23 protein-coding genes are annotated in these 26461 nt (G+C 59.3%); 12 read left to right on the top strand and 11 right to left on the bottom strand.

The features are described 5' to 3' along the window. The first annotated feature begins 54 nt into the window (after window positions 1-54). A complete protein-coding gene (locus tag ACK6BI_RS19075) occupies window positions 55-285 on the top strand; it encodes a hypothetical protein (RefSeq protein ID WP_409318278.1) in 231 nt (76 codons plus the stop codon). Between the two features lie 342 nt (window positions 286-627). Here ACK6BI_RS19075 and polX read toward each other — a convergent pair whose 3' ends face one another. Continuing rightward, the gene (gene polX / locus ACK6BI_RS19070; protein WP_409318277.1) at window positions 628-2583 is read right to left on the bottom strand and encodes a DNA polymerase/3'-5' exonuclease PolX; all 1956 of its coding nucleotides are present in this window, start codon (window positions 2581-2583) and stop codon (window positions 628-630) included. A 103-nt stretch (window positions 2584-2686) separates the two neighbouring features. Here polX and ACK6BI_RS19065 point away from each other — a divergent pair, with 103 nt between their 5' ends. Continuing rightward, the gene (locus tag ACK6BI_RS19065) at window positions 2687-4366 is read left to right on the top strand and encodes an HAD-IIB family hydrolase (protein ID WP_409318276.1); all 1680 of its coding nucleotides are present in this window, start codon (window positions 2687-2689) and stop codon (window positions 4364-4366) included. A 262-nt stretch (window positions 4367-4628) separates the two neighbouring features. After that, a complete protein-coding gene (locus ACK6BI_RS19060; RefSeq protein WP_409318275.1) occupies window positions 4629-5276 on the top strand; it encodes a BON domain-containing protein in 648 nt (215 codons plus the stop codon). 45 nt (window positions 5277-5321) lie between these two features. On the opposite strand, the gene ACK6BI_RS19055 is transcribed toward ACK6BI_RS19060, so the two are convergent. Continuing rightward, complete coding sequence (locus ACK6BI_RS19055; protein WP_409318340.1) at window positions 5322-5600, bottom strand: hypothetical protein; 279 nt, start codon at window positions 5598-5600, stop codon at window positions 5322-5324. On the opposite strand from ACK6BI_RS19055, the gene ACK6BI_RS19050 reads away from it, so the two are divergent. Continuing rightward, window positions 5490-5969, top strand: coding sequence for a GNAT family N-acetyltransferase (locus ACK6BI_RS19050; protein ID WP_409318274.1), 480 nt, complete (start codon window positions 5490-5492; stop codon window positions 5967-5969). The genes ACK6BI_RS19055 and ACK6BI_RS19050 overlap by 111 nt on opposite strands. Before the next feature lie 108 nt (window positions 5970-6077). Beyond that, window positions 6078-7433, top strand: coding sequence for an erythromycin esterase family protein (locus ACK6BI_RS19045; protein ID WP_409318273.1), 1356 nt, complete (start codon window positions 6078-6080; stop codon window positions 7431-7433). Between the two features lie 103 nt (window positions 7434-7536). Here the strand turns inward: ACK6BI_RS19045 and ACK6BI_RS19040 are convergent, their stop codons facing one another. The 3 genes from ACK6BI_RS19040 to ACK6BI_RS19030 are packed head-to-tail and all read right to left on the bottom strand — an operon-like array spanning window position 7537 to window position 9821. Further along, entirely contained in the window at window positions 7537-8190 is a 654-nt protein-coding gene (locus ACK6BI_RS19040; RefSeq protein WP_409318272.1) for a dienelactone hydrolase family protein, read from the bottom strand. Continuing rightward, window positions 8183-8887 carry a phosphoribosyltransferase gene (locus ACK6BI_RS19035; RefSeq protein ID WP_409318271.1) on the bottom strand — a complete coding sequence of 235 codons (705 nt, stop codon included), beginning with the start codon at window positions 8885-8887 and terminating at the stop codon, window positions 8183-8185. Before ACK6BI_RS19035 ends, ACK6BI_RS19040 begins: the two co-directional genes overlap by 8 nt. A 43-nt stretch (window positions 8888-8930) precedes the next feature. Further along, window positions 8931-9821 (bottom strand): universal stress protein, encoded by an 891-nt coding sequence (locus tag ACK6BI_RS19030; RefSeq protein WP_409318270.1) that lies wholly within the window; start codon window positions 9819-9821, stop codon window positions 8931-8933. Between the two features lie 318 nt (window positions 9822-10139). Between ACK6BI_RS19030 and ACK6BI_RS19025 the strand changes: the two genes are divergently transcribed. Continuing rightward, entirely contained in the window at window positions 10140-10706 is a 567-nt protein-coding gene (locus ACK6BI_RS19025) for a phosphoribosyltransferase family protein (RefSeq protein WP_409318269.1), read from the top strand. Window positions 10707-10834: 128 nt separating this feature from the next. Here ACK6BI_RS19025 and mgtA read toward each other — a convergent pair whose 3' ends face one another. From mgtA to ACK6BI_RS19005, 4 genes are all read right to left on the bottom strand, one after another. Next, window positions 10835-14431, bottom strand: a complete 3597-nt coding sequence (mgtA, locus tag ACK6BI_RS19020; protein WP_409318268.1) for a magnesium-translocating P-type ATPase — start codon at window positions 14429-14431, stop codon at window positions 10835-10837. A 46-nt stretch (window positions 14432-14477) separates the two neighbouring features. After that, window positions 14478-15863: an MBL fold metallo-hydrolase RNA specificity domain-containing protein gene (locus tag ACK6BI_RS19015; RefSeq protein WP_409318267.1), complete on the bottom strand. Its 1386-nt coding sequence runs from the start codon at window positions 15861-15863 to the stop codon at window positions 14478-14480. Window positions 15864-15960: 97 nt separating this feature from the next. Then, window positions 15961-16881 (bottom strand): universal stress protein, encoded by a 921-nt coding sequence (locus tag ACK6BI_RS19010; RefSeq protein WP_409318266.1) that lies wholly within the window; start codon window positions 16879-16881, stop codon window positions 15961-15963. Window positions 16882-16953: 72 nt separating this feature from the next. After that, window positions 16954-17187 carry an Lpp/OprI family alanine-zipper lipoprotein gene (locus tag ACK6BI_RS19005; RefSeq protein WP_409318265.1) on the bottom strand — a complete coding sequence of 78 codons (234 nt, stop codon included), beginning with the start codon at window positions 17185-17187 and terminating at the stop codon, window positions 16954-16956. A 221-nt stretch (window positions 17188-17408) separates the two neighbouring features. On the opposite strand from ACK6BI_RS19005, the gene ACK6BI_RS19000 reads away from it, so the two are divergent. The 3 genes from ACK6BI_RS19000 to ACK6BI_RS18990 are packed head-to-tail and all read left to right on the top strand — an operon-like array spanning window position 17409 to window position 20362. Further along, window positions 17409-18056: a BON domain-containing protein gene (locus tag ACK6BI_RS19000; RefSeq protein ID WP_409318264.1), complete on the top strand. Its 648-nt coding sequence runs from the start codon at window positions 17409-17411 to the stop codon at window positions 18054-18056. Window positions 18057-18078: 22 nt separating this feature from the next. After that, on the top strand, window positions 18079-19920 hold the full coding sequence (gene ftsH / locus ACK6BI_RS18995; protein WP_409318263.1) for an ATP-dependent zinc metalloprotease FtsH: 1842 nt from the start codon (window positions 18079-18081) through the stop codon (window positions 19918-19920). A 16-nt stretch (window positions 19921-19936) separates the two neighbouring features. Next, entirely contained in the window at window positions 19937-20362 is a 426-nt protein-coding gene (locus ACK6BI_RS18990; RefSeq protein WP_409318262.1) for a potassium channel family protein, read from the top strand. A gap of 4 nt (window positions 20363-20366) precedes the next feature. Here ACK6BI_RS18990 and ACK6BI_RS18985 read toward each other — a convergent pair whose 3' ends face one another. Beyond that, complete coding sequence (locus ACK6BI_RS18985) at window positions 20367-22742, bottom strand: phosphoketolase (RefSeq protein ID WP_409318261.1); 2376 nt, start codon at window positions 22740-22742, stop codon at window positions 20367-20369. Between the two features lie 245 nt (window positions 22743-22987). On the opposite strand from ACK6BI_RS18985, the gene fnr reads away from it, so the two are divergent. Beyond that, window positions 22988-23734, top strand: a complete 747-nt coding sequence (gene fnr / locus ACK6BI_RS18980) for a fumarate/nitrate reduction transcriptional regulator Fnr (RefSeq protein WP_409318260.1) — start codon at window positions 22988-22990, stop codon at window positions 23732-23734. 24 nt (window positions 23735-23758) lie between these two features. Next, window positions 23759-24742 carry a zinc-dependent alcohol dehydrogenase family protein gene (locus tag ACK6BI_RS18975; RefSeq protein ID WP_409318259.1) on the top strand — a complete coding sequence of 328 codons (984 nt, stop codon included), beginning with the start codon at window positions 23759-23761 and terminating at the stop codon, window positions 24740-24742. Window positions 24743-24746: 4 nt separating this feature from the next. Here ACK6BI_RS18975 and ACK6BI_RS18970 read toward each other — a convergent pair whose 3' ends face one another. Continuing rightward, on the bottom strand, window positions 24747-25643 hold the full coding sequence (locus ACK6BI_RS18970) for a universal stress protein (RefSeq protein WP_409318258.1): 897 nt from the start codon (window positions 25641-25643) through the stop codon (window positions 24747-24749). Between the two features lie 225 nt (window positions 25644-25868). On the opposite strand from ACK6BI_RS18970, the gene ACK6BI_RS18965 reads away from it, so the two are divergent. Beyond that, window positions 25869-26432, top strand: coding sequence for a GNAT family N-acetyltransferase (locus ACK6BI_RS18965; protein WP_409318257.1), 564 nt, complete (start codon window positions 25869-25871; stop codon window positions 26430-26432). Window positions 26433-26461: the final 29 nt, after the last annotated feature.

Below are 26461 nucleotides of genomic sequence, written 5' to 3'. Positions count from 1 at the left end.
GCGATGTTGTTGTATCCCCCGACCCGACTACCTGCCTGCTGAAGGTCGACGACCATGCCCATCAATGAATCAACGACGCCCTGTGTGGCCGAAAGCGACGCCATCAATCATTGCAAGGCACTGTTTCTTGAAGCTGATCGCCTCACCGATCAAGCCTACTCCATACTGGATGAACCCTTTTGCGCCCAGACCATGCTCAAGTTCTCGATCGCAAAAAAATGTGCGGATGAGAAATACCGGCAGGCTTGGCAAGCATGGCTGCTTGCAAGAGAACGCGCTCATTAGAGAGATGGTCTGCCACTCATTCAGTCACACGTTGCGATCCATCTCGAAACAAATCGGCGAATGCCGCTAGTTGAGCCTCAGCGGCTTCAAGCGCGCGTGATGAGCCTTCGAGCCAGGTTCTGTGCAAGGGGTGCAAATCAGACTCTACGAGCGCTTTTTGGCACCACTGGAATTGATCGCGCCACTCGCCCAAAGCGAACTGTAATGACTTGAGCGCTCCGGCGGCTTCGCAGGACAAAGGAGATAACCGTGGAAAGGCCTCATGATCGGTTTGCGCCTCCAGTCGTGCCATGGCCTGCTAGAGCCTTGCTTGCAAGGTCAGTACCTGCGCGACGATAGCGTCTACGGCTGACATAATCTTTGATCCCTTTCTGTTTGCCAGCCCCCGCCCCCGCGCAAAAACGACTTTAACGCTGGTAGTGACCTTGTGTTTAAAACGTTATGGGATTCCAGCCAGGCTCGACGTGCCTGTGCGACCCCGAAACGCAAGTGAGAGAAATCAGCTGCTTGATGCGCATCCGAATTGATGCTGACCAGTACCCCCTGATCCTTGGCGTATTGGCATTGCAGATCGGACAGGTCCATGCGTTGCGGTTGCGAATTGAGTTCCAGACAGCAACCTCGTTCAGCGGCGGCCTTGATGATGGCAAAGAGATCCAGATCTATGGGGTCGCGCTCATTGATCAACCGACAGAGCGGATGCGCCAGAATCGTGAAATGACGATGGTTCATGGCCCTGAGCACGCGGCGGGTCTGTTGGCGCCGAGTCAGATTGAAATGGCTGTGGACAGCGCCCACAACCAGATCAAGGCGCCCCAGAATATCGTCCGACAAATCCAGGCTACCGTCTTCGAGGATGTCGACCTCGACGCCCTTGAGCAAGGTTATACCCTGCAATCGATCATTGAGCGCATCGATCTGGTCCATCTGCTGCAGCAAACGGTCGCCGTCCAGACCATGGGCTACCCTGAGGGACTGGGAATGATCGGTGATTGCCAGATATTGCAACCCCGCTGCCTGCGCGGCGAGCGCCATATCTTCCAGGCTGTTGACGCCATCAGATTCACGGGTATGGGCATGCAAGTCACCTTTCAGATCGCATGACTCGATCAGTCTGGGCAAGCGATTGGCTAGCGCCGCTTCGATTTCACCGCGATTTTCGCGAAGCTCAGGCACTATCCAGGGCAGATCCAGCGCCCGATAAACATCGATTTCGGTGCTACTGGCCAACCGCTGACCACCTTTGAATACTCCATATTCACTGAGTTTGAGCCCCTTGCTCTGTGCTCTTTGGCGAATAGCGATGTTATGCGCCTTGCTGCCAGTGAAGTACACCAGGGCAGCCCCGTACACAGCCGGGTCAACGACCCGTAAATCGACTTGCATGCCTGAACTCAGAAGAACGCTGGTACGTGTCGGTCCTTGAACCAGCACAGTGGCAACATCCGGGTGCTTGATGAATTGCTGGCAGACATCAACGCCAGCAGCAACAAGGATATCTATATCGCCGACGGTGTCTCTCATGCGTCGCAGGCTTCCGGCCACAGTCGTTTGTTCGACACCCGGGATCTGCTCCAAATAGCGCGCCAACCGTTCTGCCAATGGCGCGACATGTGCGAGCGGGAAACGGCGATCTTTGCCGACGCTTCTCTGCGCTGCACTCAATAACCGGGCCTCCAACTTTTCACCGAAGCCTGGAAGATGGCGAATGCGCCCCTTTTCAGCAGCCAGGCATAACTGTTGTACGGTTTCGATACCAAGATCGTGATAGAGGTGCCTGACCCGCTTTGGTCCCAAACCGGCAATAGTCAGCAACTGGGCCAGTCCTTTTGGCGAAGTGCTCCGCAACCGTGAAAGCAAAGCACAATCGCCGGTGGTAACGATTTCGTTGATCTTGCCCGCCAGGTCGACACCGATCCCGGCCAGTTTTGGCAACGGCTCGCCACGCGCGATGATCTTCGCCAGATCGATTGTCAACGCCCTCAGCGTTCGCGAAGCATTACGATAAGCCCTGATCCGGAAAGGGTTGGCATCGTCCAGCTCCAGCAAATCGGCAATATCATCGAAAATCCTGGCAATCTGTTCATTCACTGTGCCCTGACCGAGCGATGAAGGCGGCAGGGTTGCCAATGGTGCGTGTGAGGCTTTGTCCGGCCGAGGCATGGAAAATCCCGCTGCTGTGGCTATCGATGTCGACAGCTTTGCCGATCCCGATGTCAGTTCCTTGATATAGATCAAATGCGCCAGTGCCTGGAAAAACCGGCTGTCAACGCTCGACTGACCCTTGATAAAAATCAATGTCGGCGCCAATAAGCTGCATCTCAATACAGTCGTGGAATCGGTCGATAGTCAGTTCCATTTGTCTTCCTCTGCCCTCAATTGAGTCTGATAGGGATCGAGCATGCACTTCCTTGCCTTGGCAGTAGACTACGACGGGACCATTGCCGAAAACGGAAGCGTTCCTCCCCAAGTCTGCGCATCGCTCAGCCAGGTGAAAAAAAGCGGTCGCAAGTTATTGCTGATTTCAGGCCGGGAATTGCAAGCGCTCAAGCATCATTTTCCGCATCTGGATCTTTTCGACAGGGTGGTTGCGGAAAATGGCGCGCTCTTGTACGACCCGAGTACTGATACCGAAGAGCTTATTGCTGATCCCGCTTCAACCGAGCTGGTCGGCCACCTGCGCGCCAAAGGGGTGTCACCGTTATCGATCGGGCAGTCGGTCATCGCTACTTGGCAGCCGTTCGAAAATGAGGTGATCAGTAGCATTCGCGAGTTGGGTCTTGAACTGCAGATAACCTTCAACAAGGACGCGATCATGATCTTGCCGCCGGGCGTGAACAAAGCGTCCGGTCTTGTCGCAGCGTTGCGAGATTTAGGCATATGCGAACTGAACGTGGTCGGAGTGGGCGATGCGGAAAACGACCACTCCTTTCTATCGATCTGCGGCTGTGCCGCAGCGGTCAGCAATGCCATAGCCTCCATAAAATCCAGCGCTGACCTGCGCCTGACGCTTGACCATGGTCAAGGTGTGTGCGAGCTGGTCGAGATGCTGCTGGAAAAAGATGCCGCACTGGTTGGCGTCGAACGCATCGGGGTTCAGTTGGGGCCGTCTACCGATGGGCACCCGTTATGGCTGCCTCCAGAATCGGTGATGTTGGTAGTCGGCAATTCCGGGGCCGGAAAATCCAGTTACGTTACCTGGCTGACAGAAAGAATGGTCCAGGTTCATCAGGGGTTCTGCATCATCGATCCAGAGGGCGACTACCTCACACTGGAAGACGCGGTGACCATCGGCGGCCTCACTGCGCCCCCGACGACAGAAGATGCTGTGCACTATCTTTTGCAGGCGCAGCTCAATGTGGTGGTCAATGCCCTTGCCCTGGATCTCTCGGCACGGGTGCAGTTGTTTGGCGAGCTGCTGCCTTTCCTCCAGCATTTGCGCAGCACTTCAGGTCGCCCCTACTGGTTGATCGTCGACGAAGCGCATTACATGCTTCCCCACTGTTCAAGTTGGCCGCCCGGCTTTCTCAAGGACATCGGTGCAATCATCGTTGCCCTCGACTTCGACCAGGTCTGCCCGGCGCTACTTGAGGGGGTCGACGTGCTGGTGACGCTTGGCAGTACCGCTCGGGAACTGGTCGAGCAATTCGCCGAGCGCATGCAGCGACCTTTCCCTCGGTTTCCGGAGCGAACGCCAGGCCTAGAGCATGCCTGTCTTTGGAGCTTGCACGACGACGACGAGGTATACCTGATCGACCAGATGCAGCCACATCAAAAGCACCATCGCCACAGCGGCAAGTATGTTGCGGGAAATGTAGGTGCATGGCGATCATTCCACTTTCCTGCTCTTGGCCGGAGTGCCGCCAACCTGACTGAGTTTTTATCCTGTTTAACGCAAATTGAAGAGCCCGCCCTTCGCGAGCATCTCGATGCCGGGGATTTCTCCAATTGGTTTCGCAAAGTGATCCGGGACGATGTACTTGCCAATAAGACCCGTCTTATCGAAATGGACAAAAGCATCGTCCTCAAAAAGGCAATGGAACAGATCAGGCGCATCGTCCAGTCACGCTATCACCTATGAATCATCAGGCCGGCTCGGCATTGAAATCACCACTCATGCGCGCCACATGAGTGGTGCGGCTTGGGCACGCCACAGCGCATGGTTTTGCCCAGACAAACCAAGGCAGGTAAATCCGTGCAGACCCCGCCCTCTGCCGGAGTACCGCATCAGGCAATTGTGGCCTTTTTGATTTAGCTCAATGTCTTTCTATCGCTCCAGCGTAAAAAAAAGACATGGGCTTTGCCGGCCCATGCACTTCAGTCATCTGGAAGAGGACAAGATCATGAACGACATCATCTTGCGCAATACCATTTTGGATGAGCTTGACTTTCAACCCAATATCGACGCCGCCCACATTGGCGTCAGCGTGGACAATGGCATCGTCACACTGTCCGGCCACGTGAAAAGCTACGCTCAAAAAGTCAGCGCCGAGCGCGCGGTCAAAGCAATCAAAGGAGTACGTGCCGTGGCTGAAGAAATCAAGGTTCGGCTGGATAAGGGCGCAGGTACGGACGATGACACCATCGCAAACCGTGCCGTCAATATCATCTCCTGGCGCTCCGACACACCCGCCGGCGACATCAAGGTCGTCGTGCAAAAAGGCTGGGTAACCCTGGACGGCCAGGTGGACTGGCAATATCAGAAAGAAGTCGCTGAAAGTGCGGTGCGCAAATTGTCAGGCGTTGTGGGCGTGGATAACCGGATCACCCTGCGCCCGAGAGTGAATGCCGTCGATATCCAACAGAGCATCGAAGAAGCACTCAAACGCAATGCCGAAGTGGATGCCAGGAGCATACGGATCAAGGTCGATGGCAGTGTTGTAAAACTCGAAGGCAGGGTGCACTTCTGGCGTGAGCGTGAAATCGCCGAACGAGCAGCGTGGTCGGTGCCGGGCGTCAGCAAAGTGGAAGACCAACTACTGATCGCCTGAATCATAGCCCCGGACACTCCGCCTCAGTCGGGTAATCGTGCGCGATCACGAAATGTTGATGAAGCTGGGCAACATGAATGAAAAATTGGCACCTGCGTGGGCCTGCGTTTTGAATCCCATATGCAGATCAAATCCGGTGACGGCCAACAGTGTAAGGACTTGAGCGCTTGGAATTTCTTCGCGTCGAGTGACCGCCGGATGGAGGGCTGAACGATGAACGGCTCTGAAAAATCCTGGATTGAGGTTCTCAGCAACGGTCGCCCGGTGTTGATCAGGTATGTAACGCAAGCAGATCAAGTTCGTGAATGCGCCCTGGTCCGGCATTCGGCGCCTCAGTCCCGGCATACGCTTTTACTCAGGCACCAGCACGAACACCGCCAGACCCAAGCCTGCATCGCTCTGGCCCACGAGAATGGCCGCTTGATCGAAATCGGCGCCAGCCGTTATGTCGCAATGGGGAAATACCAGTCCGAATGCGCCATGACCGTCTCCTCTGCCTGGAAACGCCTGGGTCTGGGAAGGTTATTGCTGGAGTACTTGATCGTCGCTGCCCGCAGCAATGGCGTCCACCATTTGTACTCGGTCAGCACTTCCAGCAACGCGCCCTTGCGTGAGTTGGCCAGGTTTCTGGGGTTTGAAGCCCACGACGACCCTTTCGACCCCCGTAAGGTCATTCATCGCCTGTACCTGTAAAGCCGGTGCAACATTTCAAGGGGGGGCGCATCAACTTCTGGTATGACCCGAGTGCCTTGCCGCCACCGGTTGCCCGCCATTCAGAGGACGACATTCATGAACGCTCATATGCACACATTGCTGGAACAATTAGTCGGCCAGCGACACTTCCATGACACATCGCACATACCGCCAGTATTGCGTCAATACGCCGAGCCGCTACCTGACCTCGATTCCCCCGCTTTTGGGGACCTGTTCGACCGATACGCCGACGCGCGGGTGGTGATGATCGGTGAAGCGAGCCATGGAACCGCCGATTTCTATCGAACCCGGGCAGTCATCACCCAAAGACTGATAGAGCGCCACGGTTTTAATATTGTCGCGGTGGAAGCCGACTGGCCAGACGCCGGCCACGTGGATCAGTATGTCCGAGGTCTGGCGCACACCGCGTGGACACGCCACATTTTCAGCCGTTTCCCCACCTGGATGTGGCGAAACGGCGAAGTAAAGGCCTTCGCTCACTGGCTACATCAATTCAACCATCAACAGAGTCCTGAACATCGCGTCGAGTTTCGCGGCCTGGATGTCTACAGCTTGCGCAACTCCATTCATGAGGTACTGAGTTATCTGGATCGGATCGACCCGCAATTGGCCAACGAAGCACGTCGACGCTATGGGTGTCTGACTCCATGGCAGGATGATCCTTCTCTGTATGGTCATTTCGTCGAGCGTGACGGCGTGATGCCCTGTGAACAACCGGTGATCGAGCAGCTCAATGCCATGCTGGCTGACCAACTGAGGGGGCTTATCAAAAACGACGAAGCATTCTTCAATGCGACGCAGAATGCCCGCGTAGTGATGGCGGCCGAGCAGTATTACCGCGCGATCTATCGAGGTTCGACAGCCTCCTGGAACCTGCGAGACCGGCACATGTTCGATACTTTGCGCGCAGTGCTGGAACACCGGGGCCCGCAGGCCAAGGCCGTGGTCTGGGCCCACAACTCCCACATCGGCAATGCAGCCGCCACGGAAATGGGCTGGAAGGGGCAGTTCAATATCGGCCAACTGTGCCGCAATGCCTTTGGACGTGATGTGGTACTGATTGGTATGGCCACCGACCGTGGTCAAGTCGCTGCAGCGGATGACTGGGACGGCGAGATGTTGATCAAGGACATCCGCCCTTCCCGACCAGACAGCTGGGAACATCAATTTCTCACGGCCGGGGTTGCAGCATCCTTGACAGACTGGCGTGATCCGCAACGAAAGGAGCTTCGCAGCGCTCTGTCCGCGGTCTTGCTGGGGCGCGCCATCGGGGTGATTTACCGTCCCGAAACCGAACGTTTCAGTCACTATTTCGAGTCGATGCTGGCGGAGCAATTCGATGCCATGATCTGGCTCGAGCAAACCAGACCGGTCACCGCGCTGCCGATGCCGAAAAACCAGCGACTGGAAGCGGAAGACGAAACCTATCCGTTTGGCGTGTGAAAATGCTTGCGATGAACCTGAGTGCCGATGTCCAGTGTCATCGTTGACGTCCATTGCGAGCAATCGAGCGTTGACAGTCTGCTCTTACAGTAAGGGCGCCACACTAAGTCGTCCGCAGATGTTGTTCAAACCAGTCGCCGGCGAGCCTGGCGACTTCCTCCAGCGTGCCAGGCTCTTCAAAAAGATGCGTGGCACGCTCCACGACTTCCAGCCGTTGCTCACACCGCAGGAATTGTTTGCTCTGGCGACTCAAGCCCAGTATCACAGGATCTTGTGCGCCAACAATCTGCAAGGTTGGCGCTTTCACCCGGGTCAGGGCCGGCCCGGCCAGATCAGTTCGCCCACCCCGGCTGACCACAGCCCGTATCACCGACGCTCGCTCGGCGGCAGCCACCATTGCTGCCGCCGCACCGGTACTGGCGCCGAACAGACCAATGGGCAGAGCACCCAATTTACGGTCCCGGCCGACCCAGTCGATCACATCGATCAACCGTCCAGCCAGCAGGGAAATATCGAAGCGCAAGACCCCGCTAAGATTATCCAGGCGCTGCTCCGGCTCCGTCAGCAAGTCGAACAGCAGCGAAGCCAGGCCCCGAACGGCTAATTCATCGGCCACATATTGATTGCGCGGGCTCAATCGACCACTCCCACTGCCGTGTACGAAGATCACCAGGGCGCACGCGTTCGCCGGCAGACGCAAATCGGCGGACAATTCAACGTCAGGCAGGTCCAGGCGTCTAAATTCAACTTCAAGCATCGCGATGTTCCGTGCAGGAGACGCTCGACAGTTCTCGCTCCCAGGCTCGCTGCATGAGATCGATGACTTCTTCGTCCGAGGTCTGGGAAAAATCCAGATACCAGTAGCCGATCGACATCATCCAGTCAGGAACGAGCGGACAGATCACTTCGTCCACTTGCATCGATAGATCCTCGACTGTTTCCCGAGGAGCAACCGGTACCGCGACGATGATGCGCTCCGGCGCCTGCATCTTTACCGCCTGGATCGCAGCCATCATCGAAGCACCTGTGGCAAGGCCGTCGTCGATGAGGATGACCACCTGCCCCTTTACTTTCGGTGGCGGACGGGTTCCCCGATACGCTTTTTCACGTCGCGACAGCTCTTGCGCCTCCCGGGCGACCACCGCCTCGAAACTGGCTCGATCGATCGGGTGCGCCCGTAGCGCGTCATCATTGAGGATTTGTACACCGCCGCTGGCTATGGCACCCATGGCGTATTCCGGGTGCGAAGGGATGCCGAGCTTGCGTACCAGCATCAGGTCCAGCCGCACATGCAGGGCGGTGGCAACTTCGTAAGCCACAGGGACACCGCCACGGGGCAAGGCCAGAATGATCACCTCAGGCCTGTTGGCGTATTTGAGCAAGGGGTCGACCAGGCGCCGACCGGCTTCGGCACGGTCAGGCAAGGTGGTTTGTAATGAGGGACTGTGGATCACGTTAACCTCCCGGGAAGCTGAAGAATGGCGATTCATGACCGCACTAAACGGCCAGGATGCTGCACGTCACCTGGTACAGGGTATGTTCGGTGGTGCTGCCCAACAGTTTGTCCAGGCCATGGGACTCGACTCTGCCCATCACAATCACGTCCATCTCTTGCTCATCGGCGAACGCATGCAGCACGGCTACGGGATGCCCCTCGATGAAATGTCGCCGTTCAGCCGGCACGCCATACCGGGCAGCCAGGTCGAGGAAGGATTTTTCATGGCCTCGGCGCAACTGACTGTAGAGATCCGCGAGGGTCAAACCCCCGCCGCCCACATCACCCAGGAACTGCGCAGATGCGTCGCAGGCATACACCAGATGCAACTCGGCCTGACACTGGATAGCCAGGCCGGACGCTTGCTGGATGATCCGCTCATTGAGCTCGTTCTCCTGTGCCAGGGTATTGGCCACATCGACCGCTGCCACTACCTTGCGCGGCAAAGGATGATCAGCTTCGCCAGGCAGGTACACCGGTACCGGACAATGACGCAGCAGACGCCAGTCCAGTGGGGTAAAGAAACCGCGCATGAGCGCCGGTTCGCGTTGTACCTGCTTGATCAACAGGTCGGGCTGCATTTGCGCGACATAATCGAGAACGTCTTGCTGCAGGTCATCGGCCCATTTCGCCTCGGCGGTCACCTCAAGCCCCCTGTTGCGCAGATGATCGGCGTGGTATGTGAGCCAGTTGCGCTGATCCTGCAGGTACTCTTCGCGAGCCTTTTCCCGATCGCCTTCTTCGAGTAGCGACAAGAGCTTCCAGGATGGGATCAAGGCGGCGATGTGCAGCCTGGCACCGCTGGCCTCGGCCAGCGCGGCGGCATGATCCATGGCTTTGGACTGGCGCAGGGCCGGATTGATGATCAGCAATAACCGTTGATACTGGCTCATGACCGGACTCCCCGAAGCTCGCTTGCTTGTCGCTGCCCGCCACCCTGAACCGCCTGATATCCGGTGACCAGGCACCTGTATGGATTTCAGAATCCTCCGTGAAGGCGGCCTTGACGTTGATTTATGTCAAGTGCCTGCGCCAGCAGGGAAGTTCCTCTGAACCGCTGGTCCCAGGCGCGTCACCAGACGGGTAGTCGAAGGCTGAAAAGACCGACTTTTGATTTGATCGCGACTGATCAATATCAATCGCGCCAGGGCCAACCGGACTACATTGACCGAAAACGCACGGGCCTCATGGTTCGCAGACAGGAGGAGGCAATGATGATCCTGTTGGCAAGTCAGCGGTTGCGCCTGTATGAACGCAATGAACTCGATGACGTGCTGCAGACGATGGCACGCCAGGCCGCCAGCCTGCTGCCACCGGCGCATGCCGCCCTGATTGGTATCAAGCGCCGGGGTGAGCCACTGGCCCAACGATTGCGCGAGCACATTGCACACCAGACCGGCCAACCGGAACTTCCTCTTTATCCACTTGAGGTCAAGCGCTATGCCGACAATCTGCAAGTGCTGCATGCCCTCACACAATTGACCGAAAACCCTCTGCTGAACAAACTGGATCTCGCCAATACAACCTTGCTGGTCGTTGATGATGTTTTGTTCGAAGGCCATTCGCTGCTACGTACCTGCGCTTACCTGGCACAACTGGGAGCTCGTCGGGTCTACACGGCGGTATTGGTCGACCGGCACATCTGCCAGCAGCCGATCCGGGCCGACATTGTCGGCGTACACCTGCAAGTTGCCGCTTCGGACATTGTCGAATGCAATGTGCCGCCCTTCGAGCCGGACTTTTGCATAGAGGTCGTGCGCCACGGTACCGCTCGCTGACGGCAATGACGTCAAGCGCTGGCGGATCCAGGCGCACACCCAGGTCATTGCCACCTCATACGCAACCGGAACTCCGCCACATATAAATATCAAACGCGGCGGCGCTCATGGACGTCAATCTGCCGAGGTCAACCGAAGACCGCGCCCGCCCCCGCGCAGCGCTGTAGTGATCGTTGGCGGTGATAGAACAAGCGCTTCACGCCTTCGGCGCACACCGTGTACAGCAGACTGATCGCCAGCACCGACGCCAGGATCGGAAACTGCAAAGGCGCCAACCCCAGCGAAGCAGCCATCGGGCTGTACGGTAGCCCGACGGCCAGCAGCCCGACTGCCAGGGCACTGACCATCAGCAGCGTCGCCGGTCGACTGCGATAGAACGGTTTATAGGTGCGCACAATGAAAATCGTCAGCAACTGGGTCAGCAGCGACTCCACGAACCAGCCGCTTCGAAACACCTCGGGCACCATCTGTGACAGCAGGTACAACGCAGCGAATGTCATGATGTCGAACAACGAACTCACCAGCCCGAAGACCACCATGAAATTGCGGATCTGATTGATGTCCCAACGATGCGGAGTACTTTGCCATTCCCGGTCAACGTTATCGCTGGCGATGCCCATGGAGGGAATGTCCGACAAGAAGTTGTTGAGCAGGATCTGCTTGGCGAGCAACGGCAGAAAGGGCAGCGCCAGCGACGCGAGGGCCATGCTGATCATGTTGCCGAAGTTGGCGCTGGAGACGATGGAAATGTACTTCAAGGTGTTGGCAAACGTGTGCCGCCCCTCTTCGATGCCCTCGCGCAGCACATCCAGATCGTGCTTCAACAACACAAAGTCGGCGGCCTGCTTGGCCACGTCGGCAGCGTTGTCCACGGATATCCCGATGTCTGCCACTTGCAGCGCCGGGGCATCGTTGATTCCGTCGCCCATGTAACCGACCACATGGCCGGTCTTCTGCAGGGCGCGGATGATGCGCTCCTTCTGATTGGGGTCGACTTCGGCGAACAGGGTCGTACGCGCTGCCAGGTGCATAAGTGCCTCGTCCTTCATCGCAACCAGGTCGGCGCCGGTGATGATGCGCTCCACAGGCAGGCCGACAGCCCTGCCGACATGCCGCACCACCAGGTGGTTGTCGCCGCTGATGATTTTCACCTGTACGCCGAGCCTGCCGAGGGTGGCAATGGTTTCCCTGACGCCCGGCTCCGGCGGATCAAAGAACAACAGGAAACCGCGAAAGCTCATGTTTCGCTCATCCTCGCGGCCATAGTGCGTCTGCTCCGGCAGCTCACGCGTGGCAATTCCCAGGACGCGGAAGCCCTGCTCGCTCCACTCGCCAAAGCGCTGAGCGATCAGAGCCCGCTCAGCTGTGTCCAGTGCCTTGCTCCGGTCTCCACGCCGCACATGCGTACAGACTTGCAACACGTTGTCCAGCGCCCCTTTGGTGATCATCAATCGGGGAGCGGGCGATCTCTGGCTGACCACCACACTCAAGCGCTTGCGCACGAAGTCATAAGGAATTTCATCGATTTTCTGCACCCCGTCGTCCGTCGCCAGGACCTTGCCCGCCAGGGTGATGGCATCGTCCATGGCATTGCGCATGCCGGTCTGCAGGCTCGCGTTGAGCGTTGCCAGTTGCAGAACGCCCGGTGCCGCGATGCCCTCGACATCCAGCGCTGCGTCCAGAACCACAACCCCCCGGGTCAGGGTTCCGGTCTTGTCGGTGCACAGAATGTCGATGGCCCCGAGATTTTCGATGGCATTGAGGTGACGCACGATCACTCCCTTGCCGGCCATGCGCTGCGCACCTTTGGCCAAGGTGATACTGAGAATCGCCGGCAACAGTTCCGGCGACAGTCCGATGGACAGGGCAATCGCAAACATCAACGTGTCGAGGGGTGGACGATGCAGCAGGATGTTGATGCCGAACACCACGATGGTGATCACCAGCATCACGCGCAGCAGCAGGCCGCCAAAGTGTCGCAGGCCTCGCTCAAACTCCGTTTCCGGAGGGCGTAACGCCAGGGTGCTGGCGATATGACTGATTTCACTATCCTGGCCGTAGCGGGTCACCAGGACTTCGGCCGAACCGCTGCGCACCGAAGTGCCCATGAACACACAGTTGTGACGCTGCACGAGGGTGGCATCCGGGGCGCAATCCCCCGGTACTTTCTCCACCGGGTAGGTTTCGCCGGTCAGCAAGCCCTCGCCGATGAAACAATCAAGTGCTTGCAGGATACGGCCGTCGGCGGCAATCAGGCTGCCGGCGCTGAGCACCAGAATGTCCCCGGGCACCACATCGCTGGCGGCGACATTCAGCAAGTGACCTTCTCGCCGCACGGTCGCACGCAAGGCAATCTTGCTGCGCAATTGCTCAACCGCATGGCTGGCACGATTCTCGTACCACGCGCTGAGTACCGCGCTGATCAGCACTATGCACCCGACGATTGCCGCATCCAGCCAGTCCCCCACCCACACGGCAATACCGGCGCCGGCGATCAGAATCAGTACCAGCGGCGTGCGCATCTGCTCCAGTACCAGCCTGCCCAGTCCTTTGGGTCGATCCTTGATTTGTGTGGGGGCTCGACGCCGTCGTGCCCTGGCTTGAGCGTGACTCAATCCCGCTGGCCCACTGTGCAAGGTACTGAACAATTGACTGATGGCCGGACTCCAGTAATCCGCGGTTGCCGCAGGGTCGTGCCCGTGGGCAGTGGAATGCCATTCCCGATGGGCCAACCAAAGGCCGGGAAGCATCGGAAGCCAGAACGTCAGGCCACGAAACAGCAAAGTCGCGGAGAGCGCCACTGCCAAGTCGATGCCGACCCAGTGCATCGTGACGACGGCAGCCGCCTCGAACGCGCCGAGGCCACCCGGCACGATGCCTATACTGCGCAGGACGCTGGCCAGCATGAAGCCGGCAAACAGGCCCAGGGGGGATGCCGACACACCCAGCGAGCGCAACAGAAACCACAGGGTCGTACTGTCCAGAACGATGATTGCCAGTTCCAGCAAGGTTATGCGCGACAGCAGAAGACGACTGCGTACCAGACTCCGGTCCGCACCGGTCAGCAAGGCGAGGCTTCTGGCAACGATCGCCAGCCGCTGGCCTGGCACATGCGTCGCCAGTCGTGCATTGCCCGCAAGACCCGGAGTGACAACCGCCAGCAGCAAGCTGAATGCGACGAAGATCACGCAGATGATCAGAACGGCCGTCGTGCCGTGCCCCTGAAGAATGATGACCGGCAACGCCAGGCCCACTGACAAAGCATAGGCCAGAAAATACCCCGACAGATCGAGTACCAGACACGCCAGCACCGCAGGCCTGACGAAACCCAGACGAACGAACGAGGCAACGACTGCTAACGCTCCGCTGATCCCCGAGGAGGGTAGCGCCTGGTCGACAAACAGCTTCATCACACTGAGCCTGGCCGCGACCCACAGGGACAGGTCCTGGCCTGCGGCCTTGAGCACTATGCGAAACACTTGGCCTTGGGCAACGTATGTCAGGGCCTGCAGAACGAAGGCCACGATGAGCCATTGTGGCTGCGCCTGCGTCAGCAAGCGGCTGAAGGATTCGACATCGGTAAAGTGCAGAGCAACGCCTACCACCGTTGCAAACATCGCGGCGCCCAGCAGCCAGGTCAGCCACAGGGCGGACCGGCTGTAATGCCGGTCACGCGCCAGTGCAAGCCGCCGGTTGATCTCTGAAACGGGCGCATTGAACGACATGGCTTGCCCCTGCGCAGTCATTTGCGTAACGGTTTGCGTCTGCCCGTCAGGCCTTGCCTGGCGTTTTATCGACAGCGGCCAGATCGACACTGTCGCGATACTCCGGCACCGACACCGGCCAGCCCAGTTCCAGACTGATGCGCCGGCGCAGTACGTCCGATGCATTGGGCTCGCCGTGTACCACGAAGGTGTGTTTCGGAGGACGTTTGAAGCCACGCAGCCATTGCATGATCTCATCGGCATCGGCATGCGCCGACAAGGTCTGCATCGGTATCACGTCGGCGCGGATCGGTACTTCCTGACCATGAATGCGCACCGAAGGAGCTCCTGCCACAATCTGCGCGCCACGGGTGCCTCCGGCCTGAAAACCCGGCATCAGCAGCGTGTTCAACGGGTTCGGCGCCAGCGACTTGAGGTGGTGCAGCACACGCCCGCCCGTGGCCATTCCGCTGGCAGCGATAATCACCGCCGGTGTGCGCAGCCGTTCCAGTTCGATCGACTCGTCGATCGAACGCACAAAATGCGTCCCGCGGCACATCCCTTCGCAATTGTCCGGTGACAGCCGGTGTTCGCTGCAAAAACGCTGATACAAGCGCGTGACATCCGTCGCCATCGGGCTGTTGAGATAGATCGGCAGATCGGGGATCGCATGCTGTTGCTTGAGGCGATACAAGTGGTACATCAACAATTGTGCCCGGCCCACCGCAAATGAAGGCACCAGGGTAATACCGTGACGCAACGCCGTACGATTGATCACATCCGCCAACTGTCGCTGCGGGTCCTCGTCCGGATGCCTGCGGTCGCCGTAGGTCGATTCCACCAGCAGATAATCCGTCTGCTCGATGGTTTCAGGGGCAAACATCAACGGGTCATCGGGGCGCCCGAGATCGCCGGAACACACCAGCGTCACGCCATCGGCGAGCACTTCCACGGTGCCGGCCCCCAGAATGTGCCCGGCGCCGCGTAGCAGGACGCTCAGGCCAGGGACGATCTCGACCCGCTGATGCCACTCGATCGGGTGCAACAGTTTCAAGGTCTGTTCGGCATCCTGCTCGGTGTATAGCGGCAATGCCGGCGAATGTTTGGAGAAACCGTGCCGGTTGGCGAAAGCCGCTTCCTCTTCCTGCAACCGGCCGCTGTCGAGCAAAAGAATCTTCACCAGTTCACAGGTCGCCTCTGTCGCATAAATCGGCCCGCGATAACCGTCGCGCACCAGAACCGGCAGGTAGCCGCTGTGATCGAGATGGGCATGGGTCAGGACGATTGCAGCCAGATCCTGCACAGGCAGCGGAAAAGGATCCCGGTTGTGCAGACGCAGTTGCTTGTAACCCTGAAACAGGCCGCAGTCGATCAATACGTGCCGGTCCCTGTGATCCAGCAAATACTTGCTGCCGGTCACCGTGCCCGCCGCACCCAGAAATGTGATTCGCATGGCCTTATCTCCAGCCTCGACAAGAGCATCATTGATCGCTCTTTTGGTCTCGTTGCCCTTTGATATTTATCAATCGGCAACCTGACGGGCGCTGCCATCAGTCGCAACAGGACGCGGGCTTGACGATCATCAGGCTGCACGGTGCCCGGTTCGTCAACGTTTCGACCGTACTGCCGACAAAACCATGGACATCGCGCTGATAGGCCGAGCCCAGCACCAGCATGTCGAAAGCATTCTGGCGAGCGAACAGCTCGATCACCTTGTGGGGAATGCCGGTCAGTTGATGCCGCCGGGGCTTGTCAATGCCGTAGCGTTCGGCGAGCGCATCGAATGCCTCTTGTTGGGTATCGGTAATCGCCTCGCACAAGCTGCGGTCCAGACTTGGCGTCGGCACACTCATCGCAGCGTCCCCCAGCACCGACCAGTTACAGACGTTCAACAGCTGCAACGTCGCGCCGGTTGCGTCCGCCAGGGTTGTGGCCAGATCGAGAATCCGGTCGTTGAGGCCCTGGGTCAGTTCTTCCAGATGAGAAAGGTCGATGGCGGCAAGAATCTTCGTTGGCACAGACTGTGCGTTTTCGCTCACCAGATGCAGGTGAGCCGGGCAATCGCGCAGCAATACCCAGTCCAGCGGCCGATGAAAGGCGCGCTCGAGTGCCGGTACATCGTGCATGTCCTTGATCACCAGATCGGCCCGGAAGTCATTGATGTATTCGAGCACATGAGCCGATGTGGTCCTGGCCCACACCACTTCAGTGCTGACCGGCAACCGGGCACTTCGCTGAAACCGCGCCTGCTGCTCCAGCCACTGTCGATGCACCTGCAGGTAACCCTCCCGCGCCTGCGCCATCGCATCCGGGTCAAAGAGCCCGGCCATCGCCAATGCCGGAACATAATCGAACGCCACGATGTGCAAAAGCGCTCCGGTCGCCCGGGCCAGCGCTTCGGCACGTTCGAAGGCCGGCGAACGATTCATCTCGGGGGGTGCGATCAACAAAATGCGTTTGAGCTTGAGCATCACTGTTCTCCGGCAATGCCTGGCTGGTCCTGCCAGCCTGACGTCCCTGTTGCGACTCACGATTGATCTCGATTACTTGCGTGCCGCTTTTTCAGCCATGCGATTTGCGCGTTCATACGCCTCTTGCGCAGCTCGCTGCGCCTGCTCCGCCTTGAGCAACGCCTCATCGGCCCGAAGCCTGGCGGTCGCGGCATTGTCCTCGGCGGACTCCAGCCGGGCGTCGAACTCTTCGGTCTGGCGATGACCGCAACCGCCAGTCGCCGCCACCAGCGCACTGAGCAAAACGATGACCAAGCGCCTGTTCATGGTTCTCTCCTCCGATGGATCAACGCTGAAGACCGCATGATTCGAGTATCTGGCGCTGGCTGCCGCCGGCTCTGATCTTTGTCAAACAAATCGCTCGCTTGCGACCGCTGCGGCCCCGACAGCCATTGTTGATATTCCTCAACGAAATTTTGTCGTCCGGGCGTAGAAAAAACACCAGGCAGCTGTTCCCTGCCCTCTCACATCGAAACCAGGAGACCGTCATGAACGACTTGAGCCTGCGCAAATGCATTCTGGAGGAACTCGAATTCCAGCCTGAAATCGACGCCGCCAACATTGGTGTCTCGGTGGAGGACGGCGTTGTCACGCTTACGGGACACGTCAAGAGCTACGCTCAGAAAATCAGCGCCGAACGTGCGGTAAAACGGGTCAAGGGCGTGCGTGCGCTGGCCGAAGAAATCCAGGTCAGGCTTGAGAGAAATGCCGGCACCGCAGACGACACCATCGCCAGCCGTGCCTTGAAAATCATCCACTGGAGTTGCGACGTACCCGAGGGCGATATCAAGGTCATCGTGCAGGGTGGCCGGATCACGCTGGAAGGCGAAGTCGACTGGCAATACCAGAAGGAAACCGCCGAGCACTCGGTACGCAAGCTCACGGGCGTCACCGGCGTGAACAATCGCCTGACCCTGCGTCCGCGACTGGACGTCTTCGACATCCAGCAACGCATCGAAGCCGCTCTCAAACGCAATGCCGAAGTCGAAGCCAAGGATATTCGCGTCAAGGTCGAAGGCGACGTGGTGACGCTCGAAGGCCGGGTTCACCTGTGGCGCGAGCGGCAGATCGCCGAGCGTGCCGCCTGGTCGGTGCCCGGCGTCAGTCGGGTCGAGGACCATCTGCTGCTGGCATAAACCTCCTCGTCGAGTCATGAGCATGAAGAACAATCATCCCTGGACCGTCTCGTATTTCCTGATCGCTTTTGTGGCTCTTGCCCTTGTGCAGTTTCTGTTCGCCGAACGCCATGCCGTGCAAAACATTGCGTACAGTCAGTTCCTGCAATTGGTGAACGAGCAAAAGGTCAGTGATCTGCAGGTCGAGAAAGAACAGATCAGCGGCAGGTTGCTGGAACCCATTGATGGCCGTGAACTGTTCACCACGGTGCGGGTGGATCCGGCGCTGGCCTCGGACCTGGTGCGCTCGGGGGTGAAGTTCAGCGGCGTCAACGAGCATACCTTGCTCGACGGGCTGCTGGGCTGGTTGTTGCCACTGATACTGATCATGGTGGTCTGGCACTTTGCGTTGCGCGGCTTCGCTGAAAAACAGGGACTGGGGGGCCTGATGAACATCGGGAAATCCCGGGCCAAAGTGTTTGTCGAACGGGATACCGGCGTCACTTTCGCCGACGTTGCCGGAATTGAGGAAGCCAAGCTCGAACTGATGGAGATCGTTTCGTTCCTGAAGGACAAGGCCCGTTATGCCCGTCTCGGCGCGCATGTTCCCAAGGGTACGCTGCTGGTCGGTCCACCGGGCACCGGCAAGACGCTGGTGGCCAAAGCCATTGCCGGTGAAGCCGGCGTACCGTTTTTCTCGATTTCCGGTTCCGAGTTCGTGGAGATGTTCGTCGGCGTCGGTGCGGCGCGGGTCCACGATCTGTTCGAGCAGGCACGCCAGGCTGCGCCGTGCATCATCTTCATCGATGAGCTGGATGCGCTGGGCAAGATGCGCGGCGTCGGTGCGTTCGGTGGCAATGACGAAAAGGAGCAGACACTCAATCAACTGCTCTCGGAGCTGGATGGTTTCGATCCTCGGGAAGGCGTGGTGCTTCTGGCGGCAACCAATCGGCCGGAGATTCTCGATCCGGCGCTGTTGCGTGCCGGGCGAATCGACCGGCAAGTGCTGATCGATCGCCCGGACCGCAAAGGTCGGCAGGCGATCCTCAAGGTACACCTGCAGAAGATCACCGTGGCACCGGGTATCGATAGCGAACGTATCGCCGAGATCACCACCGGTTTCACCGGCGCGGATCTGGCAAACCTGGTGAACGAGGCGGCCATTGTCGCAACCCGACGTGGCGCCGACGTGGTCGACATTGTCGACTTCACCGCCGCCGTGGAGCGGCTGATCGCCGGCGTCGAGCGCAAAAGCAGCGTGCTGCGCCCTGAAGAACGTCGAGTAGTGGCTTATCACGAAATGGGCCACGCGCTGGCCGCCAGCCATTTGCCGGCGATGGACCCGGTACACAAAGTCTCGATCGTGCCACGCGCCATTGGCTCTCTGGGGTATACCTTGCAGCGACCGACCGAAGACCGCTTTCTGATCAGTTGCCAGATGCTCAAGGACCGGATGGTCGTGCTGATGGCAGGACGGGCAGCGGAATTCCTCGTGATCGGAGAGATTTCCACGGGTGCTGCCGATGACCTGACCCACGCCACGGACATCGCCCGTCAGTTGGTCACCCGCTTTGGCATGAGCCGCGAACTTGGGCAGGCGGTTCTGGAACGGCGCAACGCGACCTGGCTTGGCGAGCGGTTACCGGAAACCGGCGAAAAGGATTATTCGGAACAGACCGCGCGGGAAATCGACCTGGCCATTCGTGCGTTGCTGGACGAAGCGTGGCAACGGGCCAACGCCTTGCTCGAAAGGTTGCGTCCGGACCTGGATGCCGGCGCCTGCCTCTTGCAGCAAAAGGAAACACTGACCCCCGAGGAGTTCGCCCCGCTTAGGCCCCTGCAGGCCGCTGCGCAACCTGCGCGTACCGACACGGCTGCGTCCTGATCCGGGAGGCTGGTGAATGTTGGCTGTCACGCTGATCAACACGCTGACGGTGGTCGTTGCCGTGCTGATTCACTACGAATGCCTGCTGCGTCTGAACGACTTCCTGCCGCGCCTGAAACTGTGGCGCCGATTCAGGATTGTCGTCGGCGTGTTTGGCAGTCTGCTGGCCCATGCCTTCGAAGTCTGGGCATTTGCCCTGGCTTACTACCTGATGGCGCACTCCGGCCAATGGGGCTATCTGACAGGCAACTTCGACGGCACGTTCATGGACTGCGTGTACTTCTCTTTCACCACCTACACGACCATCGGCTTCGGTGACATTTCCCCGGTCGGCCATCTCAAGTACCTGACCGGCCTGGAAGCGCTGACCGGTCTGGTGCTCATCACGTGGACCGCCTCGTTTCTGTTCCTCGAAATGCAGAAATACTGGAAGAGCAAATAGCCGCTCACGGGACTGGTGGAGGCGTCCATTGCCAGTTGCGCACCTCCGGCAGGTCCTCGCCATGCTCGATGAGATGAAGCTTGTGCCGCTCCATTTGCGACCAGTAGCGCGTCCGCGCCTCATGCACCTGGCTCTGCAACCGCGGCACGTGTTCGAACACATCGAGCATCAACCGATAGCGATCAAGACTATTGATCACGGCCATGTCGAACGGCGTGGTGGTCGCGCCCTCTTCCTTGAAACCACGGACATGGAAGTTGTCATGACTGGCGCGTTTATAGAGCAACCGGTGAACCAGTGCCGGGTAACCGTGGAAGGCGAAGATCACTGGTTTGTCGATGGTAAACAGCGTGTCGAATGCGCTGTCCGACAAGCCGTGGGAATGCTGATACGACGGTTGCAGCACCATCAGGTCCACGACATTGATCACCCGCACCCGCAGGTCCGGCACACAGTCGCGCAACAAGGTCACCGCTGCGAGGGTTTCCAGGGTCGGTACGTCTCCGGCGCAAGCCATGACGACGTCCGGTGCCTCGTCATCGCGGCAGGCCCAGGCCCAACGGCCGATACCGGCCTGGCAATGGCGTTGCGCCGCGTCGATGTCCAGCCACTGCCATTCCGGTTGCTTGCCGGCCACGATGACGTTGATGTAATGGCGGCTGCGCAGGCAATGGTCGGCGACCGACAGCAGGCAATTGGCGTCCGGCGGCAAGTAGATACGCGCGATGTCGGACTTTTTGTTCGCCAACAGATCGATGAACCCCGGGTCCTGATGCGAAAAGCCGTTGTGATCCTGGCGCCAGACATGGGAAGTGAGCAGAAAGTTGAGCGACGCCACCGGTTTGCGCCACGGAACTTCGGCAGCCGTCTTGAGCCACTTGGCGTGCTGGTTGACCATCGAGTCGACGATATGGATGAACGCCTCGTAACACGACAGCAGACCGTGGCGACCGGTCAGCAGATAACCTTCCAGCCAGCCTTCGCATACCTGCTCGCTGAGTATCTCCATCACCCGGCCATCGGCGCTCAGGTTCAAATCCTCATGCTCCAGCGGATCGAGCCAGGTCTTGCCGGTGACTTCATACACCGCATCGAGACGATTGGAAGCGGTTTCATCCGGACCGAACAGGCGAAAATTGCGGGAAGCCAGGTTGTTTTTCATCACCTCGCGCAGGTATTTGCCCAGTACCCGCGTGGCCTCGGCACGCACAGAGCCGGGCGTGTCGAGCGGTATCGCGAAATCGGCAAACCGGGGCAGATCCAGTGGCTGCAGCAACAGCCCGCCATTAGCGTGGGGGTTGGCGCTCATGCGCCGATGCCCGGTAGGCGCCAGCGCCGCGATCTCCGGCATCAGCATCCCCTTCGCGTCAAACAGCTCTTCGGGACGATAACTGCTCAACCACGCTTCCAGCTGTTGCAGATGAATCGGCTGGCTGAAGTCGGCCAGCGGCACCTGATGGGCGCGCCAGGTGCCTTCGACCCGGTGGCCATCGACAAATTGTGGCCCGGTCCAGCCCTTGGGCGTGCGCAATACCAGCATCGGCCAGACGGGCCGATGCGCCACGGCATGAGCCGGTTGCCGACGCGCGTCACGCTGAATCCGGCGAATCTTCAACAGCATCGTATCCAGCGTCTGCGCCAGCACTTGATGCACCTGCATCGGATCATCGCCTTCGACGAAGTACGGATCGTAGCCATAGCCGCGCATCAGCGCCGACAGTTCGTCCTCGGGAATTCGAGACAACACCGTGGGGTTGGCGATCTTGTAGCCATTGAGGTGCAGGATCGGCAGCACCGCCCCGTCGCGTACAGGATTGAGAAACTTGTTCGAATGCCAGCTGGCGGCCAGCGTACCGGTTTCCGCCTCACCGTCGCCGATCACGCACGCGACGATCAGGTCAGGGTTGTCGAACGCTGCCCCATAGGCGTGCGCCAGGCTGTAGCCAAGTTCACCACCTTCGTGGATAGAGCCGGGAATCTGCGCCGACACATGGCTGGAGAGGCCGTACGGCCAGGAAAACTGCCGAAACAGACGCAACAGGCCATTGGCGTTGCGCTCGACCGTCGGACAGACTTCGGTGTAAGTGCCTTCCAGATACGTCTGCGCCACCACCGCCGGGCCGCCGTGGCCAGGGCCCGCAACAAAGAGCATGCTCAGGTCGTAGCTATTGATCAGCCGATTGAGATGGGTATAGATCAGGTTCAGTCCCGGCGTCGTCCCCCAGTGTCCCAACAAACGCGGTTTGATATGGCTGCGACGCAGCGGCATCGCGAGCAGCGGGTTGTCCTTGAGGTAAATCTGCCCGACGGCCAGGTAATTGCTCGCTCGCCAGTAAGCATCCAGCCCTTCCACTTGCTCTGCACTGAGAAACCCGCTCATGAGATTGCCCGCCGAGGCCGTTCACCACCAGTTCATCGATTCTGGAGGTCTGCCCTCGCCAGGACTTGATTTAAATCAAGCGTCACCCTCAGCGAAAACGCTCAATTGCCCACTCGACCGCAAGCGAAAATAGATGATGATTGACATATTCCATTGGTTGTTTTTTCGCTTTGCCGACGCCGGTTTGAGTGCCCCGGAAAGACTGGCGACTATGATTAAAGAATCATGTGATGGGGATCACATTCATGCCCGACACCAAAGCACTGCCATTTCGTCAACTCAAGTCGGCCTGCTCCAACTGCAGTGTGCTGGAGCTGTGCCTGCCGATCGGCCTGTCCGGGCCGGAGGTAGAGCGTCTGGATGCGCTCATTGTCCAGCGTTTCAAGGTCAGGAAAGGCGCAGCACTTTATCGCGAGGGTGATCCGCTGCGATCCCTGTATGCCGTGCGCCTGGGGTCATTCAAGACCAACGTGCTTTCCCTCGACGGGCGTGAACAGGTCACCGGTTTTCAAATGCCGGGAGAAATGCTCGGCCTGGACGCCATCAGCACCGACTCGCATGCCTGCAACGCCTTCGCACTGGAAGACAGTGAAGTCTGCCCGATCCATTTCGCCCATCTGGAAAAACTGGCGCAGCAACTGCCCTCGCTGCAGCACAACCTGACCAAACTGCTGAGCCGGGAAATCGTGCGCGACCACGACATGCTCATGTTGCTCGGTACGATGAACTCCGATGAGCGCCTGGCGGCCTTCCTGCTGAACCTGTCGCAACGCTTGAACCAGCGCGGTTACTCGGCGAAAAACTTCGTACTGAAAATGCGCCGTGAAGAAATCGGCTCGTACCTGGGTTTGCGCCTGGAAACCATTTGCCGGGGCATCGCGCACCTGCGCGATCAGGGCCTGGTGGAAATCTCCGGGCGTGACGTAAAAGTCCTCGACCTGGAAGGGCTCAAGCAGATGATTGCCGGTTGCAATCGCCCTGTCGGGCATTGATCTCGTCCAGTCTGGAGCCTGTCTGTGCGCGCCATGGTTCTGCACTCGCCCGGAGAGCCGCTGCAACGGGAAGAACGTCCGGTTCCCGTGCCCGGCGAACGGCAACTGTTGATCAAGGTCCTGGCCTGCGGTGTGTGCCGTACCGATTTGCACCTGCTGGACGGCGAACTGCCGCAAGCCGTGCTGCCTCGGGTGCCGGGGCACGAAATCGTCGGTGAAGTCACTGCCGTGGGTGGCGATGTCGCCCGTGAGTGGATCGGACGACGGGTCGGTGTTCCCTGGCTGGGCTGGACCTGTGGCGAATGCTCGTTCTGTCGCTCGGGCCGGGAAAACCTCTGCGATCAGGCGCAGTTCACCGGCTGCCAACTGGACGGTGGCTACGCCGAGTACACCGTTGCCGATCCGCGATTCTGCTTCCCGATCCCCGATGCCTTGAGCGACCTGCAAGCCGCTCCCCTGCTGTGTGCCGGACTGATCGGCTTTCGTGCGTTGCAAATGGCCCGTGACGCCCGCCACCTCGGCCTGTACGGTTTTGGTGCCGCTGCTCACCTGGCGATCCAGATCGCCCGAAGTCGCCACCAGGTTGTGTACGCCTTCACTCGGCCAGAGGATCACGAGAGCCAGGCCTATGCCCGCACGCTGGGGGCCGTATGGGCCGGTCCTTCGGACCAACTCCCACCTCATCCGCTGGATGCCGGCCTGATTTTCGCGCCGGTCGGTACGCTGGTGCCTATGGCGCTCTCGGCGACGGTCAAGGGAGGCTGCGTGATCTGCGCCGGAATTCACATGAGTGACATCCCCGCTTTTCCCTATCGTCTGCTCTGGGGCGAACGCAGCCTGCGCTCGGTAGCCAACCTGACCCGTGAAGACGGCACTGCGTTTTTCGCCGAGCTGCAACACACGCCAGTGCGCTGCGACGTCACCCGGTTTGCGCTGGATGAGGCCAATCAGGCCCTGGCCTGTTTGCGCAGTGGTCGGTTCAATGGCGCCATCGTGCTCACCCCCTGATGCTTTACCGCACCGCGAGAATACTGCCCGGCACGCTGTACAACGCCCGCTCGGTGTTGCTGCCGATCAAGCGATCGATACCCACCCGGTGCACGGTCCCCATCACCACCACATCCGCCTGATACTGTTCGACAAACTCGCTGATTACCGGCACCGGAAGTCCCATGATGAAGTGCCGGCGCTCCGCAGGCACGCCATAACGGTCGGCCAGGCTGACGAAAGCCATGTGCAGCGCCTGCCGCAACTCTTCGACAAAATCCACGCTCCAGCCGCCACCGACCAGTGGTGCGTCCCCATTGAACGCAGCCGACAAGTCGTAGGCATACAGCAGGTGCAGCGGTGCATCGCACTGCAAGGCCATGGCACTGGCCGATCGGATGATGGTGTCGTTCAGACCGCTGATTTGCGTTGCCGGATCGAACGGATCGACCGCAGCCACCACACGGTGCGGCACCCCATAACGCGCCTGGTTCACCAGGTGCACCGGCACGGCGCACTCACGCAGCAAGTGGCAATCCAGCGGCGTGATGAACACGCGCTTGAGCGCCGGTTCCAGGGTGACGTCCTTGATCAGCAGATCCGGCTTCAGGTCTTCGACGGCGCGCAGGATGTCCGGCAGCGGGTGCGTGGTGAATACCACCTCGACCGTGGCCTCGATGCCCAGGTCACCCAGACGCTGTTCTTCATCCGCCACCCAACGGCGGTAACGACGCAAATAGCGCTGGTAACTGGCGTCGTCGGTTTTCTCTTCCCATACGTGCACCACTGGCACGGGATCGGCAAACACTCGCACATGCAGCACCGCGCCGCACGTCCTGGCCAGCGCCTCGGCCCGTGTCATCGCCGGTGACGGATGCAGGTTCCGGTCGGCGATCAGCAATAAACGTTGATATTGGCCCATCACACACCTCGATTCGAACCGGTTTGAGCGTGCCGGCCCGATCAAGACTGCGCTTGCCGAGGCCCGGGTCGGGTTGATTTACATCAGAAAAGCGCGATTGAGCGCGACACATCGACGGTCTCTGATCCAGATCAGATTCCGGTCGCGCCATCGGCGTAGAAAGGACTCGACCGCGAGGTTCATCAACCCGCACCGACCCGAAAAAAGCGCAAGGAGGACCACCCCATGCTCACTGTCAAAGACCACAACGAACGGGCCGCTGCGGCGTATGCGGCGGTGTCCGGGCAATACTGGATCGAAGCGCTCAAGGATGGTCGCCACATTCTGATCCGCCCTTTGGCGCAGAAGGATCGCGAGCGCGAATACGCCTTTATCAAGCGGCTCTCCCCCGAGTCCCGGCACATGCGTTTTCTCGCTCAGATCAACGAGCCGGGCAAGACAATGCTTGACCAGTTGATGGATACCGATAACCACAAACGCATGGCTTATATCGCGCTGGTACACGAAGACGGCCAGCTCATCGAAATCGGCGTCAGCCGCTATGCGGCCACTGGCGAACACGAATGTGAATGCGCCGTGACTGTCGCCGATGAATGGCAGCACCTGGGGCTGGGGACCTTGTTGATGGAACACCTGATCAAGGCCGCCCGCCGTAACGGTTTCCATCGGATGTATTCGATGGATGCATCCAGCAATGCGCCCATGCGCGACCTGGCCAGAGCGCTGGGTTTCGAGACGCACCATGACCCCGAAAGCAGCAATCAGGTGATTCACAGTCTCTCTCTGTAAAAGAATCATCCCGCGATGTTCAGGCCAAC

Origin of the sequence: Pseudomonas sp. KCJK9016 (genome assembly GCF_046231795.1) — a bacterium.
Classification (GTDB): Bacteria; Pseudomonadota; Gammaproteobacteria; order Pseudomonadales; family Pseudomonadaceae; genus Aquipseudomonas; species Aquipseudomonas bananamidigenes.
This window is presented reverse-complemented; position numbering and strand designations above follow the sequence as displayed.